This is a genomic window from Tenacibaculum soleae (assembly GCF_001693415.1).
Taxonomy (GTDB): Bacteria; Bacteroidota; Bacteroidia; order Flavobacteriales; family Flavobacteriaceae; genus Polaribacter; species Polaribacter soleae.
The window spans coordinates 392,799-408,088 of record NZ_MAKX01000002.1; the positions used below are offsets into that span (position 1 = coordinate 392,799).

The following is a 15,290-nucleotide window of genomic DNA, read 5'->3' on the forward strand; positions in this document are numbered from 1 at the left end:
AAAGTCGTTAATTATACGACTTCTTAATGAAATTTGTAAATTTGTTGAATAATGGACAAAACTAGCGACATAACCCAAATAAGAAGTTTAGCTCAAATATTTTCTGCCTCTAATTTTAAAAAAATAGTAAGAGAAGATAATTATTTTGATACATTTTACCGTATAAACAGATATGCTAAAATTAATGAGAATACTACTAATCTTGAGGTGCTAAATCAAATTTACAAATCATTATTAAAGGTTTATAAAAATGAATATGTCTATAAAAACGTACTAATTAACAAGCTTTTAATTAAAAAATATAGTCTTAAAAATACCATTGCTTTAAATGAATTTAAAGTAGGTAAATCTATTGCAGATTTTGTGCTTTTAAATGGTGAAGCTCGTATTTATGAAATAAAAACAGAGCTTGATGGTTTAGAGAAATTAGAGAAACAAATATCAGATTATGAAAAATTTGCTGATAAAATTTACATTGTAACAAGCTCTAAACACATTCCTAATTTATTGACAAAATATTACAATTCTAATATTGGTATTATTGAATTAACTAATAGAAATGCACTTAAAACTTTAAAAGAAGCAAAAGTAAATCAATCAGTTTTTAACCACGAAACATTATTTAAAACATTAAGAAAAGACGAATATTTAAGTATAATTAAATCATATTTTAATGCTGTGCCAAATGTGCCTAATACACAAATATTTAGAGAATGTCTTAAGTTGTCAAAAAATATTGATATTTTAGAATTTCAAAAATTAGTAATTCAAAAATTAAAATTTAGAAATATTTCTAACCCAGAAAGTTTTAAAGAAAGACAAATTCCAGAAGCATTAAAACATATATGTTATTCTTTAAACTTTTCTGATAATGAATACCAACAGTTAGATAATTTTTTATCCCAAAAAAGCAAAGTATGTATTTCCCATATGTTAGAGGTAAACAATTTGAATTAATCGCATTAAGAGATTTATGCTCTATATTTTCAGATGATATATTAAAAACTTCACCAGTAATAGAACCAGTTAAAAGTACATCAACTTTTAAATCAACATTAAAAGAATTAGCTTCTAAAAATGTTAATTTTAATATTATTATAAACCCTAGAGTTGGCGATTTAAAAGGAAAACATCAAGAAATTATTGATGTAGTTTCAGAAAGTTTACAAGGCTATGAGAACTTCCAATTAGCTGTTATTTTGGATGATAAGTCCGAAAGAAATATCCAAACATTTATTGATTTTATAGGTGCTCTGAATTTTAATTTTAATGGTGTTACCTTAATTCACAATTCTGAAGTTTCCGGTAATAATATAGAATTACTTACTACAAATCTTAATATCGTTTATAACTTAATTTACTTCTCTAAAACAAGTAGAAGATATTATAGAGAGTTTGCTCAAAACACGCGAGTATCACTAGATGATTATTTTAAGGAAATGCCTAAAAATGCTGATTATCTTGATTTAGAAAGCAGCTTTTCTGAAGAATACAAATATTATCAAGAAGATGGTTTTGTTGGTTTTGGAGATTTTCTTACTATAGGTGATAATTATTCCGATTCAGGATTTTTACCTAGAGCTGTAGCAATACATTTATCTTATATAGATGGTAATGATAGAATAAGAGTAAAACATTTTGTGTCTGACTCTAATGGTGATGTATCAGATATTGGTGGTAAATTTTCTGAAGCCATACATAAGTTAGTTACTTGGTGTAATCAACAAGACATACAAACAAATGCAGTAAATACTTTTCGAGATTTGCACCAAAGAGGTCATTTCCCTGGTCTTGGCACTTTAAAAAAATTGTCAATTATGAATCACATCGAATTAGTAATTAAAAACATTTAGTTATGAATTGTTGTGTAAACTGTTTTACTAGTGATTATATCATTAGTATAATAAATGCTGATGATAGAGTTGGTAACTGTAATTTTTGTAAATCAACAAATGTATCTATTTATACAGCTAGAGAGTTAATTAATTTTTTTAGAAATTTCTTGTCCCTTTACACTGTTGATGCTAACTCTAACCAAGATATAGCACAATCTTTAAAAAAAGATTTTAACCTTACTACAGATATAGTTGAAGATTCCAAAGAACTATTTAAAGCAATTTTTATAGATGAAATGGAAGATATTACCGAATTATTTAATAGTAACGTATCTTCAGAAATTATTAATGGTGAAATAAAAATTCATAATATTTGGAATGATTTTAAAGAAGAAATTAAATTCTCAAATCGCTATTTACCAAGTAACTCTATAAATTTTGAAATTTTAAAATCTATTTTATATAGTAGTTTAACCAAAAAAATCTATAAAGGAAAGTTTTACTTTAGATCTAGAATTTCTGATAAAAAAGGATTCGAAAAAGAAAATATGGGTAACCCACCATTACCTGAACTTGCCTCTGCTGGTAGAGCAAATCCAAGAGGTATTTCTTATTTATATATTGCCGATTGTATTGAAACAGCATTATATGAAACAAGAAGTACAATTTTTGACTATGTGACAATAGGTAAATTTATAGTAAAAGAAAAATTTGAAATTATAAGCTTTAGAAACATTGCTACTGATCCTATTTATTGGTCAGAAAGGGAAGATATTAAAAATTATATTGAATATTTACCTTTCATTTATACTCTTCAGCAAGAGTTGTCTCTTCCCATACGAAAAAAAGATAAATCATTAGACTATATACCAACCCAATATATTTGTGAGTATATTAAATCTTTAGGTTTTGATGGTGTAGAATATCAAAGTTCCTTATATTCTGAAGGTTATAATTTGGCAATTTTTAATCCTGAAAAATTAGACTGTATTGAAACAGAAGTATTTGAAATTGAAGGGATGGATTTACACCATAAAACAGTTAAGTAATTTCCCCACAAACTAAAACCCAGTTTTTTCGTTCCTCAAAATCCTCTGTCTTTTAGTTTGTTCCCCTCGCCATTCCTTTATAGCGTTTAAATTGCCACACTTATGCAGCACATTACAACTTGTTTCATTCGTGCCTCATTCCACAACTGCAAAGAGCTGCACATTGCCAAAAGCTAATAATTTAAACGCTATCCCAAGCTATATTTACATAACGTGCAGTTATACTGCTCTTCCGTGAAAAACTCCAGGCACTATAACGCCATTATGTAAAATAGCCACACATCCGACGCGCATCCAGTAATTAATAATAACAAGTAGATAATTTAATAACATTCCGTCTTTTTTACATTGTTTTTATAAGTGCCTACTGGTAAATTTAAGTGAATATTTTTAAAATCATTAAAATTTCAGTTTATAAAAGAAATTGTAAAGCACCTATAAAATCAAAAAAAAGCCAATAAGAGTATAACTTTTTATTTGAAAAAATCAGGATAGTTGGTTTCACTAAAAGTAAATGCTATTAACAATCAAATAAACTTATATATTTCAATAATCTAACTCATAAGTAATATTTTCAAAACATTCACTTTTAACAAAACCAATCAAAAAAACAGTACAATCAAATAAAAAGCAATACACTTATTCTCGCTGCTGCCGGCGCACTAGGTATTTTAACTTTATTATAATTCCTTACCTCATTCAACTGCACAAAACCATCGTTAAGTCCAAGTATTCCTTATCTCAAGTCTTTGTTTGTTTCATTTCTTTAAGTAATCAAAAAAAATCCAGATAAAATCTATCATTTTAGATATAATAAAGGATAAAAAGAAAAACAAAAAAAAGACAGCAAAACAAATGGTTCTCTTAATGTTGCAATACTTTCAGCATCTGTTTCCCTCAAGAAAAAATGTATTTGTATAAAATTTTATCTTTTAAAAGCCTCCGCTTTTAGCCTATAAAGGTCAAGCCCTTCGGGTTTTGAAAAAAATCTCCACCACTAACAGTTTAATACTTAAAATTCAACATTCAGTAGTTGGTAGTATTTTTTTCAAAAACCTTGATAGTCTATCCTCCCCATTTAGAAACAGCTTTCTTTTTGTTGTTTTTCTTTCCAAAATTTTATGGGCAAAAAAACAGCAAAAGAACCTGAACCTAAAAATGGATACTTATGCAAATTTTTGAAATCAAAACCCACAAAATTGGACGAACTTACTCAAACCCACATTTTTTTATTTTGAATAAAGGATTAAATTCTGGAAAGCCATTAGACAAACCTTGTCCAAACTGCTTTGTAATTTCCACAACTTCTACAACAAATAGAGAGTCTTTGTATTATCTGTGTTTATCCTTAAAAGTTGGTCAATACTTTGGGTGCTATTTAAAAGGCTCTGTCATTCCATTTATTGGTATTTCAGACGTAAAAAAAGTAATCACTACTGCACTGCAGAACTATGAAGAACAACAATGGCAATTGAAAGTTGAAAAACTCAAAAAAATAACTGCTTTCGAAGAAAACTTACAACAACAATTGTTAACTATTTCAAAACTAAAAATAGCCTTACTAAGATCTTAACAAATTAAACTATGAAAATAATTATAGCTGGGAGCAGAAACTTCACCAACTACCAAAAATTAAAACACGAATGTGATAAATTTCTGGACAAACAAAAAAATATCGAAATTATTTCTGGAGCTCATTACAAAGGTGCTGACAAATTAGGAGAGAAATACGCGTCTGAAAAAAACATCAACATTATAAAATTTCCGGCTGATTGGATAAAATATGGTAAAGCTGCTGGACCAAAAAGAAATAAACAAATGGCAATATATGCAGACGCATTAATTGCTTTTTGGGATGGAAAAAGTAAAGGAACAAAAAACATAATTCAACTTGCTAAACAAAGACAATTAAAAACTAGAATAATTCTCTTTGAAAACGAAATTCTAAATATCAATCAATAAAAACAAAAGAATACCCAGTACTAAAACTAGGTATTCTTTTTTTGCTTTCTAAAAAACAACCACTTTAATAATGTAGAAACAGAAAAACTAACAATTGCTCCAATAACAGCCATAATAACAGTAAAAAGTATATCGTCTAAACTAATAGTAAAAACTGTAGAGAGTAATGTTCCCCCAACAACACCTGACTTTATTTGAATATCGTTCTGAAACATATTTTTAGTCATCCTTTTTTTCATTAGAAACTACAGCTTGACTAACAGCAGTTGCAACAGTTCCTGCAACTGTCATATAAGTAGCAATTGTTATTATTGTTGCAGGAATACTTATTGGAGCTGCAATAATTGCACCTCCTGCAGTGGCTAAGGCTATACCAATGTTTCTTAACACTCGAAAGAATTTCGGTGTTGGTTTTTTATAACGTTCTATAATTTTCATAATTCTGTGATTTAATGATTAATACAATTTTTTCTTTTCGGTCTTTAGCTTGATACACTAATGACAATAATTTCTGCATAGCATTTCTGGAATATACACCTCTACCAATACCATTTAAATAGGTTACAGGAGCAATACAGCCCTCTAAATCTCTTTTAACATCATTTGCAGGATGAAATAAAATAAAGCTTCTACCTTTCACATTTTTCAAAATCAAATGATATTGAAATCGTTTTGAAAATCTTGGTAGAATTTCATATTGCCCTTCTGGTATACAAGAGATATTTCTTTTGTTATTTCTCCAGGGCAATTCAATGGTATGACAAAGGAATTTATCAGAATTAAAGAGAGTACCATTAGTACCCTCTTTAAAATATGCTCTTTGAAGTATTAACTCCATTGTTAAGGTTTATCAATAATCGTTACAGATAATGCGTTATAAGTACCATTTTTCAAAGAATACATTTGTCCATTTACCTCTTGGTAGAACTCTACTCCTAAAACCTGTACTACTGGTAATGTAGAATTAGCAGTTATAGAAGCTGTTAATGCAATTGCAGCTGTATCTGCAACTGTGTAAGGTAAAATTGCAGTTTCATCATTTTCAAAAGTTGAGGTTTCATTTACGAAATCTAATTCTGATGCTCCCATTACAATTTTAAAATGTGTCGTTCCTGCAGGAGCTGCAATTCTAACTGTTGGTGAAAAAGCAGCTAAATTTAAAGTTGTATCTCCAGAAACTCTATCAAAAGCTTTAACAAACGGAGCAAACAGAGTTGCTCCTAACTTTCCTTTCAAATTAAATTCAAACGCTTCTAAAAGGTTTAAATTACCATCCTGTAAAGTTCTCTGTCCTCTTTCATTAACAATATCGGTTTTAGTAACGGCTACTAAAATTTTTGTTAAACGAGAAACCACTCTTTTGTCTTTTGCATTTTGTAAAAGCACACGAATCGCATTTCGCAATACTTTTCCACCTTTACCTGCTCTACCAAATTCAGAACCATTTTCTCGCGTTCTTTGAAACGCTGGGTCATTTTGAATTCTACTTTTGTCTACACCACCTTTTTCACGAGCAAGATGTCCATCGCTTGTTTTGTAAAAAGAAATACCTCCGATAGTTCCTTTTAGCTTAATAATTCCAGTTTGTTTTGCCATAATTTTTACTTTTTTTTGTGATTAACATTTCAAATCACGTAACTTTATGGCAGTCAATAAAAAAACGAAATCCGTTTTTGGATGTTCGTTCCGATAACTCCAAAAACGTCATTAAAATATTGATAACACGAAAGTGTTCACAACATTTTAACAACGCATTATCAACATCATCATAAAAATATTAAGTCTGTTTTAAGTATTGATAAAGTATAGATAGAGTATTATGAATCAGAAAAGAGCTTGTATATACCCAAAAGACATTCAGCGCATCACAGGGCGTAGTGAACGTTATGGACGCAAGTTATTAAATGATATCAAGAACTTTTTAGACAAAGAACCTCATCAATTTGTTACTATCAATGATTTTTCAGAATATTCTGGAATAGAAATTGAAATCATTAATCTGTATATTAATTAGTTATAAAATCACTTCCATAAATCATAAAATTTGCGTAAATTTATGTTGCTTTGTATGTATAAGGTTTTTATATTTTTACCTCTTTTGTATAAAGCAATTCAAAACGAAAGTTCATATCATTAAAGTTACCTATTCGGTTACCTCAAAAAGGAAACAACTTGTAACTAATTGATAATTAAAGACATTAGAGTGGTAGTTACAATCCTGCCACCCCGACTTAAAAGACTTAAGAGAAATCTTAAGTCTTTTTTATTTTACAGGTTTTCGTTTTCCCTTACCAATTTCTATTTTAACAACCTTTTTTCCTGTTAACTTAAATAGTTTTTTCACTCCTCAATACTTTTTATTTCTTCTTTTGTGATGATCTACAAACCCTTAATTGGGTTTTTAAAATAAATTAAAATTTATTAATTTTTAATCAATCTAAATAAAAACTATTTTTATATTTGCCTCGTTATTTAAAACAAATCTAAATAAATTTTGAGAGCTTTATATTTATTTTTCATATCAATTTTATTATGTTTTACATCATTTGCTAAAACATCAAACAACAATATTTTAATGAGCTTATCTGGTAAAGTAAGCTACAAAAACGGAACTCCCGCTGAATTAGCTTTAGTTCACATTAAACAAATTGGTAAAAGTGTATATACTGATGAAAATGGTAACTTTCTTTTTTCAAATATACCAGCAGGCAAATACACTGTTTATATTAAAGCTTTTGAAACGAGCGGCATTAGTATAAATGTAGATTTGACTACAAAATCAGACCACTTGACTGTTGTTTTAGAAAACAATGAGAACACAAAATTAGACAACATTATTATAACCAGTAAGTCTAAAGGAAAACTAATTAAAGAGAAAGGATTTTCTATAGCAATAGCTGACACGCAAAAGTTAGCTGTTCAAAATTTGCAAGCAACTGAAATTCTGGGTAGAACATCTGGTGTTAAAATTAGACAAAGTGGAGGACTTGGTTCACATACACACTTTAATCTTAACGGGCTTAGTGGTAATTCTGTTCGAATTTTTATTGATGGTATTCCACTTCGAAATTACGGTGAATCATTTTCTTTATCAAGCATTCCGCCTGCAATGATAGCACGTATTGAAACCTATAAGGGGGTTTTGCCTGCCGAGTTAACCGAAGATGCATTAGGTGGTGGTATCAATATTGTTCTTAAAAAAAGTATAGGTACACATCTTAGCACTGCCTATTCTTACGGATCGTTTAACACACATCAAATAAATATAGATGGTGGATATAGAAATCCTATAACAAATTTCAATGTAGATGCATCTGCTTTTTACAACAGCACTGATAATAACTATGAAGTTTGGGGTGATAATGTTTATGTAGTTAATCCTACCACAGGAAAAGTAAAATACGTAAGAGCCGAACGCTTTCATGACAAATACAAATCTAAAGGTCTTAAAGCCAATATTGGATATATCAATAAAGAATGGGCTGATGAAATAACCTTAGGTTTAATGATTTCTAATATGGAAAACGACGTACAAACAGGTCCAGTTATGGATATTGTATACGGAAACAGAAGAAATAAGCTGAATAGTAAAATGTTATCTTTCAAATACAGAAAAAAAGATCTCATAACAGAAGGTTTATCACTAAATACCTTTACTTCTTTTTCACACACAAACCGTATGGTAATTGATACAGTTCCATACATGTATAATTGGTTAGGTAAAATTATAAGAGACACTAATGGAGTTCCTATTAATTGGCAAAACAATGGCGGAGAGGCAGGTGATGCTACATTAGCAAATAATAAGGAAATTAATATTGCTAATAGAACTGGTTTGTATTATCAATTACACCCACAACATAAATTAGGTTTGCATTATTTTTATAATCGTTTTACTAGAGATATTGACGATCCAATGCGTCCGCAAGCAGAAAGAGATTTAACCGACACTAGATACCTTACTAAGCAAATAATTAGCTACTCGTATGAAAGTATTTTTTTTGCTAAAAAACTAAAAACAAACTTATTTTACAAGCAATACAAACAACACGTAAAATTATCTGACCCCAAAAGAGTAGGACAAACAATTATAGCTTCAGACTATGAAAAAAACATTAGTTATAACGGTTATGGTGCAGCAATTTCATATGCTGTTACACCTAAGACAACATTAGTAACCTCAGCCGAAAAAGCCTTACGAATGCCAGGTATATCTGAATTACTTGGTAATACCAGCGAAAATATTGAACCTACTTATACACTTTTACCTGAAACAAGTATTAATTACAACCTTGGTTTTCTATTAGGCACATATTCAATAAAAAAACATCATTTTAATCTTGAAACCAACTTTTTTGTACGAAATATAAAAAACATGATTACAAGAAGTATTAGCGGAAGTTTATCGGACACGTACGGTTTTGAAAACTTAGGAAAAATTAAAAGCAAAGGATACGATATTGAACTAAAATACAATTATAACAATCGTTTATTTATAACCGCTAATTACTCCAATTTTAATGCACGTTATAATTTAAGGTTTGATGAATTTGGATCTGAATACATCTATTATAAAGACCGATTAAGAAACGCTCCATATTTAACTGCAAATACTTATGCTGAATATAAGTTTAACGATTTTATAAAGAAAAATTCAAAATTCTCCATCAATTATAACTTTGGATATACCCATAAATTTTTCAGAAACTGGGAAAGTTTAGCTAGTAAAGGTAAAGCCTACATCCCAACTCAAATACTGCATGATATTGGCGCATCATACACTGCCCCTAACAATAAAACAACTGTAAGTTTTAATGCCAAAAACATTACCGATAAACAAGTTTTTGATAATTGGGCAATGCAAAAACCTGGTAGAGCCTTTTATTTAAAACTTATTTACAGACCAATATTTTAATCACATTATTTAAATCTAATTATATTATTATGAAAACAAATTTTATATCAATAAGCAAATCATTGCTATTAACCGCTGCCGTCGTTAGTTCATTATTGACAAGCTGTGAATCAAACGACAACATCGAAGATAAAATACCTACAGGTACGCAAGATTTCTATAACGTAGCTTTCGGAGTAGGATCTACAGGAAACTCAGCTACTTTTGTACAAGCTTTCTCTGAATTAAAAGATGGTGAAATTTCATTTAAAGGAGAAGGTTTTGAAGTTCCTTCAGTACGTACTGCAAGAATTTACGGTACACCTTCTGGTAAATATCTATACAACCTAAGTTATGGAGGTGGTATGCTTTACAAGTACGAAATAAATGGCGCCTCTAATTACACACAATTAGAAGAAACAAACGTTCAGGTTGCTATGGGTACAGCTTACCCTAGATGGAAAGTGCTTAATGAAAATGATGCTTTAGTACACACCATTAACACTGAAAAGATTTACAACGCCGATACATATTCACACACGGAAGCAAAGGCTGTTTTACAAAGAATTGAACTAGCAAACTTATCTTTAGCTGAAAAACAGGAAGTAATAATTCCACAAACAGCAGACGGTTTACACATTTGGCGAATTGACAACCCTACAATACAAAACGGAAAGGCTTATTACGGTGTCGCTAAAAGAGGCTACGACCCAAACACTGATGAAAACATTAGAACAGATGAATATAAAGCAACAACTTTAGTAGTAGATTACCCTTCTTTAAAAAATCCTGTTTTATTAGAATCTGAAGTAGCTAAAGGCTCTACTTACGGCTACAGAGCACCCGTATACCATGTAGATGAAAAAGGAGATATTTATCATTTAACCTCTAACCCTGCAAAATTAGTTCGTATTAAAAACGGAACTTATGATGATGCTTATCAATTAGATTTATCAACCGCATTAGGTATGACACAGGTTGGTGCTAACGGATGGTATTATGTAGGTAACGGTATTGCTTATGCTCCTTATTATGATGCATCAATTGGTAAAGGTAGTGACCAAGCTACACCTTGGGGAGTTACTCGAATTGATCTATATAACAAAACTGCTATTAAACTAAACGTACCAGCAAATTTATGGATGTGGTATTATCAATCTGGAGTTTTAGGAAAAGATGGTAAATTTCACATGGCAATTGCACCACTTGGTGAAAAGGGACACATATATAGTTTTAACCCTCAAAGTACATCACCAGACGGATACACTAAAGGCGCTGAGCTAGATAACGGAGCTGATTCATTTTACATAGGTATCTATTAATCATAATCTTTCAATCCCCCACTAAAAGGTTTAAGTTATTACTTAAACCTTTTTTTGCATTATCAATATTAACATTTTTATTCTCTACCATATTTTATGTAAATTCGTACTTATGGAACTACTTTTTTTAGGCCTAATCGGCGGATCAATTATTTCTTATTTTATTTTCAAACATTTCTCTTTTGTTAATAAAAGAAATACTACAAACAAGCAATCAGTTATATTATTAGATAAAATTAAAAAAGTATCTAAATTAATTACTGTTGAAGGTGAATTTGCCGAAATATACCATCACGAAAACACAAAAGAAAAATTTTTAGGTTTATTTACTAGTAAAAAAAAAGCGATTATATTAATTAACGCCAAGGTGCATATTGGTTTTGATTTTAGAAAAATTAAAATGCATACTGATACTAAAAGTAAAATCTTAACCTTATCAGAATTTCCAACACCAGAAGTTTTTTCGATAGAACCAAACTTACGCTTTTATGATATTCAAAATGGCTTGTTAAATAAATTTAGCTCAGAAGATTTAACCGCTGTAAACAAAGAAGCTAAAGAGCATATTTTACAAAAAATACCTGAAAGTAATTTAATGCAAACAGCCAATAAAGAAGCTATCGAAGCTATTTCATTAATGCAAAATTTAGTTGAAACTATTGGATGGAAACTTGACTACACATCTCTAGAACTCCCTAACAACAATCAAAAAAGTATTAACTAATGAATATAGAAGAACTACACGATTATTGCTTAACAAAAAAAGGTGTCACAGAAAATTTTCCTTTTGATGATGTTACCTTAGTTTTTAAGGTTATGGGAAAAATGTTTGCATTAGTAGGTTTAGATAGTTGGGAAAAAGGTGAAACTAAAATTAATTTAAAATGCAATCCTGAGCGATCTTTAGAGTTAAGAGAACAATACGAAAGCATTAACCCTGGTTGGCACATGAATAAAAAACATTGGAATACCGTTACTTTAAACAACGATGTTTCTGATAAATTAGCTTTTGAATTAATCGACCACTCGTATGAATTAATTATAAAAGGGTTAACAAAAAAACTACAAGAAGAATTAAAAGCAATGTAAAATGTTAAAAGCTGATTTAAGAAAAATATACAAACAAAAAAGAAGTGCGCTAACAAGTATTGAAAAAAAAGAACTTGAAAAAAGCATCTATCAACAAATATTTGAACTTGATTTTAACCAAATAAATAATGTGCATTTATTTTTATCAATGCAAAAATTTAATGAAATAGATACAAAACCCATCATTGATTTTTTTAGAAAAAAAAATAAAAAAATAATTGTAAGCCGATGTAATTTTAGTGATGATTCTCTTTCTCATTTTTATTTAGAAGAAAATACTAAAATAAGCTTAAATAAATTTGGTGTTCCTGAACCTGTGAATGCTGAAGAAATTGCCGCTACAAAAATTGGTTTAGTTTTTGTTCCTTTATTAATTTCTGACAAACAAAAATTTAGAGTTGGTTACGGAAAAGGCTTTTATGATCGATTTTTAGCAGCTTGCAGACAAGATTGTAAAACTATTGGCCTTAATTTTTTTAACCCGATTGATAAAATTACTGACACTCACAAGTTTGATGTTCCGCTTGATAAAATAATTACTCCTAAATAAAAAATCCTGCATAAATTATGCAGGATTTTTTTTTATAATTACTATTTCTACAAATTATCCGTTCATAGAAATTAAAAACTCATCATTATTTTTAGACGTTCTAATTCTATCATTTATAAACGACATTGCTTCAACAGGGTTCATATCTGCTAAATATTTACGTAATACCCACATACGCTGTACAGTTTTGTCATCTAAAAGTAAATCATCACGACGTGTACTTGATTTAATTAAATCAATTGCTGGGTAAATTCTACGATTAGAGATATTACGATCTAATTGTAACTCCATATTACCAGTACCTTTAAATTCCTCAAAGATAACCTCATCCATTTTTGATCCAGTTTCGGTAAGAGCTGTTGCTATAATTGTTAACGATCCACCATTTTCAATATTACGAGCCGCACCAAAGAAACGCTTTGGTTTATGTAATGCATTGGCATCAATACCACCAGATAATATTTTACCAGAAGCAGGTGCAACGGTATTATACGCTCTTGCCAAACGTGTAATTGAATCTAATAAAATTACTACATCATGCCCACACTCTACCAAACGTTTTGCTTTTTCTAAAACAATATTTGCAACACGTACATGTTTGTCTGCTGGTTCATCAAAAGTAGAAGCTACAACCTCTCCACGTACATTACGTTTCATATCTGTAACCTCTTCTGGTCTTTCATCAATTAACAATACAATTTGATATACCTCTGGATGATTTGCCGCAATTGCATTAGCAACATCTTTTAACAACATAGTTTTACCAGTTTTTGGCTGCGCTACAATCATACCACGTTGCCCTTTACCAATAGGTGAAAATATATCAATAATTCTTGTTGATAATGAACTTCCTTTTTCAGCTAAGTTGAATTTCTCTTCAGAAAACAAAGGCGTTAAGTGTTCAAAAGATACACGATCACGAACAATATTCGGACTTAATCCATTAATTTTTGATACTCTAATTAAAGGAAAATATTTTTCTCCTTCTTTTGGAGGGCGAACATTACCTAAAACGGTATCTCCTGTTTTTAACCCGAATAATTTTATTTGCGATTGTGATACATAAATATCATCTGGCGATGATAAATAATTATAGTCTGACGATCGTAAAAAACCGTATCCATCAGGCATCATCTCTAAAACACCTTCACTTTCAATAATTCCATCAAATTCAAAATCAGGGTCTCTATATCTATTTCCACTTTTATGCTGTGGTTTATTATGCTGATTTTTATGTTGTGGTTGTTTGTTTTTTTGATTTTTATGCTGTGGCTGTTTATTATTATTCGCGTTTTGTGCTTTTTTTGCTGCCTCAACTTCTTGCCTAGGCCTTGGTCTTGGTGGATGTTTTTTAACTTCAGCAATGGGTTGTTTTTCTTCCGTCTGAGATTTTTTTTCAACCACTTTCTTTTCAACAGGCTGTTTTTCTTCAACTTTAGCTACTGCTACTTTTTTAGCTACAACAGGTTTTGCTTCTTTAACCAAAGGTTTAGGTTTAGGCTTATCGGCAACTTTAGGCTGTGGTTGTTTTGGAGCCTCCTCAGTTTTTTCTATTCTTTTTCTTTTAGGTTTTTCAACTTTTGGCTTAGCTTCATTTGCACTAGCTTCAGCCTGTGCATCTAAAATTTTATAAACTAAATCTAATTTTTTTAACTGACTGGTTTTTTTTAAACCTATGCTTTTTGCAATTACTTGTAAGTCTGTTAACTTTTTAGTTTTTAATTCCGAAATCTCGAACATTCGTAAAATGATTAAGTTATATAATCCTTAAGGAAAAGGATTTAAATTGTATTTAAGTTTTATTTTTGATTGCTATTATATAGGGGCTATATAATTGTTATTTGTGCAGTTACTTATACGACAAATATATACAAATATTTTAACTTGTAATATTTCTTTTTAAAAAAAGAAATATTACATTTGCTATCCAATAAAAAACATGATACAAAGAAAACAATCTATATATTTATTAATCGCAGCAATTATGTCTGCAGGATTAACTTTTGTCTTTAGTCTTTGGACTAACACACAAAACAATTCAGCTACTTATCTATTAGATTTATTTTCGGGAGTTTCTATTTTAGAAAAACTAACTCCGGTGTTGTTTTTTACTTCAGCTTTATTATCAATTGTAACTTTGTTTTTATTTAAAAACCGTCAGCTACAATTTGTATTAGGGCGCTTAAACATATTGATAAACCTTTTTTTATTAGGCGTATTGATATATCTGTCGCAAACATTATCTGGAGAAGCATTAGTTTCTGAGAAAGGTATTGGGATGTTTTTTCCTGTTATTGTTATTTTGCTGTTAGTTTTAGCAAATAAAGCCATTAAAAAGGATGAAGATCTTGTAAAATCTGTTGATAGATTACGATAAACCTAACATCTTAGTATATTTTAGTGCGAAAAAACCGAGATTCTTATCTCGGTTTTCTATTTTTGTAATGTACCTATTCATGCACCTTTCAAGGCTAAAATGTTAAAGAAATGTTAACGGAATTAGGGTTAACCCTAATTGAATTAGGGTTAACCCTAATGAACGATTAGGGGTATTGGGTATTGTACACACTATTTTTATATTATAGATTT

At 29.8% G+C, this 15,290-nt stretch carries 16 protein-coding genes; 11 read left to right on the forward strand and 5 right to left on the reverse strand.

The window, feature by feature from the left end:
* Positions 1-51: 51 nt before the first annotated feature.
* From BA195_RS09055 to BA195_RS09075, 5 genes are all read left to right on the forward strand, one after another.
* Positions 52-957, forward strand: coding sequence for a sce7726 family protein (locus BA195_RS09055; protein ID WP_068704641.1), 906 nt, complete (start codon positions 52-54; stop codon positions 955-957).
* On the forward strand, positions 918-1,853 hold the full coding sequence (locus BA195_RS09060; RefSeq protein WP_068704643.1) for a sce7725 family protein: 936 nt from the start codon (positions 918-920) through the stop codon (positions 1,851-1,853). Before BA195_RS09055 ends, BA195_RS09060 begins: the two co-directional genes overlap by 40 nt.
* A 2-nt stretch (positions 1,854-1,855) precedes the next feature.
* Positions 1,856-2,884, forward strand: a complete 1,029-nt coding sequence (locus BA195_RS09065; protein WP_068704645.1) for an RES family NAD+ phosphorylase — start codon at positions 1,856-1,858, stop codon at positions 2,882-2,884.
* 1,168 nt (positions 2,885-4,052) lie between these two features.
* Positions 4,053-4,457 carry a DUF6943 family protein gene (locus BA195_RS09070; protein WP_068704647.1) on the forward strand — a complete coding sequence of 135 codons (405 nt, stop codon included), beginning with the start codon at positions 4,053-4,055 and terminating at the stop codon, positions 4,455-4,457.
* An 11-nt stretch (positions 4,458-4,468) separates the two neighbouring features.
* On the forward strand, positions 4,469-4,846 hold the full coding sequence (locus tag BA195_RS09075; protein WP_068704649.1) for a DUF2493 domain-containing protein: 378 nt from the start codon (positions 4,469-4,471) through the stop codon (positions 4,844-4,846).
* A gap of 26 nt (positions 4,847-4,872) precedes the next feature.
* On the opposite strand, the gene BA195_RS09080 is transcribed toward BA195_RS09075, so the two are convergent.
* From BA195_RS09080 to BA195_RS09095, 4 genes are read right to left on the reverse strand one after another with little or no spacing between them, the layout of a single operon-like run.
* Positions 4,873-5,061, reverse strand: coding sequence for a hypothetical protein (locus BA195_RS09080; protein WP_068704837.1), 189 nt, complete (start codon positions 5,059-5,061; stop codon positions 4,873-4,875).
* 4 nt (positions 5,062-5,065) lie between these two features.
* Entirely contained in the window at positions 5,066-5,284 is a 219-nt protein-coding gene (locus BA195_RS09085) for a hypothetical protein (protein WP_068704652.1), read from the reverse strand.
* Positions 5,262-5,684, reverse strand: a complete 423-nt coding sequence (locus BA195_RS09090; RefSeq protein ID WP_068704654.1) for a DUF5675 family protein — start codon at positions 5,682-5,684, stop codon at positions 5,262-5,264. The genes BA195_RS09085 and BA195_RS09090 overlap by 23 nt, the downstream gene beginning before the upstream one ends.
* A gap of 2 nt (positions 5,685-5,686) precedes the next feature.
* A complete protein-coding gene (locus BA195_RS09095; RefSeq protein ID WP_068704656.1) occupies positions 5,687-6,442 on the reverse strand; it encodes a hypothetical protein in 756 nt (251 codons plus the stop codon).
* Between the two features lie 979 nt (positions 6,443-7,421).
* Between BA195_RS09095 and BA195_RS09105 the strand changes: the two genes are divergently transcribed.
* From BA195_RS09105 to BA195_RS09125, 5 genes are all read left to right on the forward strand, one after another.
* Positions 7,422-9,761 (forward strand): TonB-dependent receptor, encoded by a 2,340-nt coding sequence (locus tag BA195_RS09105; protein WP_068704660.1) that lies wholly within the window; start codon positions 7,422-7,424, stop codon positions 9,759-9,761.
* A 29-nt stretch (positions 9,762-9,790) separates the two neighbouring features.
* Positions 9,791-11,062 carry a hypothetical protein gene (locus tag BA195_RS09110; RefSeq protein ID WP_068704662.1) on the forward strand — a complete coding sequence of 424 codons (1,272 nt, stop codon included), beginning with the start codon at positions 9,791-9,793 and terminating at the stop codon, positions 11,060-11,062.
* A gap of 112 nt (positions 11,063-11,174) precedes the next feature.
* On the forward strand, positions 11,175-11,786 hold the full coding sequence (locus BA195_RS09115) for a DUF4230 domain-containing protein (protein ID WP_068704664.1): 612 nt from the start codon (positions 11,175-11,177) through the stop codon (positions 11,784-11,786).
* The gene (locus BA195_RS09120) at positions 11,786-12,151 is read left to right on the forward strand and encodes an MmcQ/YjbR family DNA-binding protein (RefSeq protein ID WP_068704666.1); all 366 of its coding nucleotides are present in this window, start codon (positions 11,786-11,788) and stop codon (positions 12,149-12,151) included. The genes BA195_RS09115 and BA195_RS09120 overlap by 1 nt, the downstream gene beginning before the upstream one ends.
* 1 nt (position 12,152) lies before the next feature.
* Positions 12,153-12,701, forward strand: a complete 549-nt coding sequence (locus BA195_RS09125; RefSeq protein ID WP_068704668.1) for a 5-formyltetrahydrofolate cyclo-ligase — start codon at positions 12,153-12,155, stop codon at positions 12,699-12,701.
* Positions 12,702-12,755: 54 nt separating this feature from the next.
* Here BA195_RS09125 and rho read toward each other — a convergent pair whose 3' ends face one another.
* Complete coding sequence (rho, locus tag BA195_RS09130) at positions 12,756-14,441, reverse strand: transcription termination factor Rho (RefSeq protein ID WP_068704670.1); 1,686 nt, start codon at positions 14,439-14,441, stop codon at positions 12,756-12,758.
* A gap of 199 nt (positions 14,442-14,640) precedes the next feature.
* Here rho and BA195_RS09135 point away from each other — a divergent pair, with 199 nt between their 5' ends.
* Complete coding sequence (locus BA195_RS09135; protein WP_068704672.1) at positions 14,641-15,078, forward strand: DUF4293 domain-containing protein; 438 nt, start codon at positions 14,641-14,643, stop codon at positions 15,076-15,078.
* Positions 15,079-15,290: the final 212 nt, after the last annotated feature.